The organism is Vibrio nomapromontoriensis, assembly GCF_050337205.1.
GTDB lineage: Bacteria > Pseudomonadota > Gammaproteobacteria > Enterobacterales > Vibrionaceae > Vibrio > Vibrio nomapromontoriensis.
The window spans coordinates 1-1,882 of record NZ_JAKJSS010000038.1 but is presented as its reverse complement, the minus strand read 5'-3'; the positions used below and the strand labels follow the sequence as shown (position 1 = coordinate 1,882).

Here is a 1,882-nt window from a genome sequence, read left to right as displayed (position 1 = left end):
GAGTTTCGTCAACTCGGGCTACGAATTTTTGGACAGTTCAACTCTGTCCCGTCATGTTGGTCATTGGTTTTGAGGTGAGAGCGTTACTTCAAAGCCTTGGTGAGCAACGCTGGCATTATTGCACGAAAAAGCTAACAAACTGCTCAAGTGGACGCCATAAGCTTGGCGGTTTTGGTTTGAAGTTAAGTGCGCTTGGTTAGTTAATCGTTAGCGCCACTTAGCAGGGCGTTAGCTTTCACGGTTTAGTTTATTGGTGTACGGGTTCACCGTTCTAGCTTTACACCTGTTCTTTAGTGGTAACCTCACATCTCTCGTGTGCTTTTTCTTTGCTACTGAGTTATTTACGCTTAATTGAAAATTGGCGTATGTGGTTGTTGGCTTAGTGGCAAACTTTGAGTTGCCTCTGAGTTTCGTCAACCCAGGCTACGAATTTTTGGACAGTTCAACTCTGTCCCGTCATGTTGGTCATGGGTTTTGAGGGGAGAGCGTTACTTCAACATCTTGGTGAGCAACGCAGGCATTATCGCACGAAAAAGCTAACAAACTGCTCAAGTGGACGCCATAAGCTTGGCGGTTTTGGTTTGAAGTTAAGTGCGCTTGGTTAGTTGGTCGTTAGCGCCACTTAGCAGGGCGTTAGCTCTCAAAGGAAAGTTATGAACTCGGATTTAAAGAATAACCTAATAATGGCGCTAGTGGGTGCTATTCTTGCCTCTTCAGGATTTGTCGCCAAGGGATACTTTGAGGCTGAGAGTGAAAAAGAGAAATTTGCTTTCAACCTACATAAAAAACTCTATGATGAGGGGGCAGCATCGATGGCTGCTCTCAATAATGCATACTCAGGACTCTATGCCTTATACGGTGAAGGCTATGGGCTAACTCCTTCTGAGTTATCTGAAAAACACGAAAACCTCCGGAAGTCATTAAAAGATCACTCAGATTATATTGGTGAACTGGAGCGTTACGGTACTACAGGACAGATTGAAATAGCTAAAAACCATTTCGATTGGTTTTGGGGAGTTTATTCAGAACTGGATCTACAGTACAAGACTGCAAACCAAGTTGAAAAAAGGGCTAAAGAACTGTTGTTAGTAGAAGACGTCGCATCTGAACATTTTGATTTTGTTGATAAGGCTCTTGAGTCTGAAATAGAGAGATTGGTCAGAAATGAAAATCGGATGTTTTATTCTATCGGTTGGTATAAAAAACCTGTAATAAATGGAATTGAGCAATATTTAAACTTACAGTTTAGGGGGGCTCTTGGCTTGCCAGCAACAAAGGACATGGCGGAGAAAATCAACTCGCTTCCTGAATTGAGACAAAAAAGCAATGACTTTGAGTATAAAGAAAAGAGGCTCCCATTTATGTTTGCTGAGGGACGTTCCTTCCAAGCTCCGACATTAGAGTTTCAAGGAGATACTGACTTTTTTGAAGCCAAGAATGATATTCTTGCTGCAAACGTAAAAATGAAGTTTATAGCTTCTGCTATTGAAAATGATAAGTGGCTCCAAGAGGAGCTAAAAAGAAGAAAAACTGCGACTCAAAAAGAAAATGAGAGCTAACAATCTGTTTAAGAGTGATTCGCAACGCTTGGCATTTTTGCTATGCGTTGCGTTTTGTGTTTAAGGTGGTATGCGGGAGTTTCGGTATTGCGTTGCTCACACCTTAACAGGGCTACATGGACTCCCTCTTTTGTCAACAATAGCTCCCGCTGACAACAGTGGGTCGGACAGCAGCTCTACATTCGGTGTTTAATCGGATTTGCTCCGTCACCCTGATGATATTCGCATGATGCCAGCCTCATTCGTTAAACAGTATTGATTACTTCCCAATTAAACAGGTTTAGGCATCTCGGTCTGACCGTATTGTCATCATTTGCTATTGC

The 1,882-nt window shown here is 42.4% G+C and carries 2 protein-coding genes; both read left to right on the top strand.

From position 1 onward, the window contains the following. Nucleotides 1-200: hypothetical protein (locus L4D05_RS23945; protein WP_428795495.1), on the top strand; the 200-nt coding region annotated here is incomplete at its 5' end. Nucleotides 201-653: 453 nt separating this feature from the next. Further along, nucleotides 654-1,559 (top strand): hypothetical protein, encoded by a 906-nt coding sequence (locus L4D05_RS23940; protein ID WP_428795494.1) that lies wholly within the window; start codon nucleotides 654-656, stop codon nucleotides 1,557-1,559. Nucleotides 1,560-1,882 lie beyond the last annotated feature (323 nt).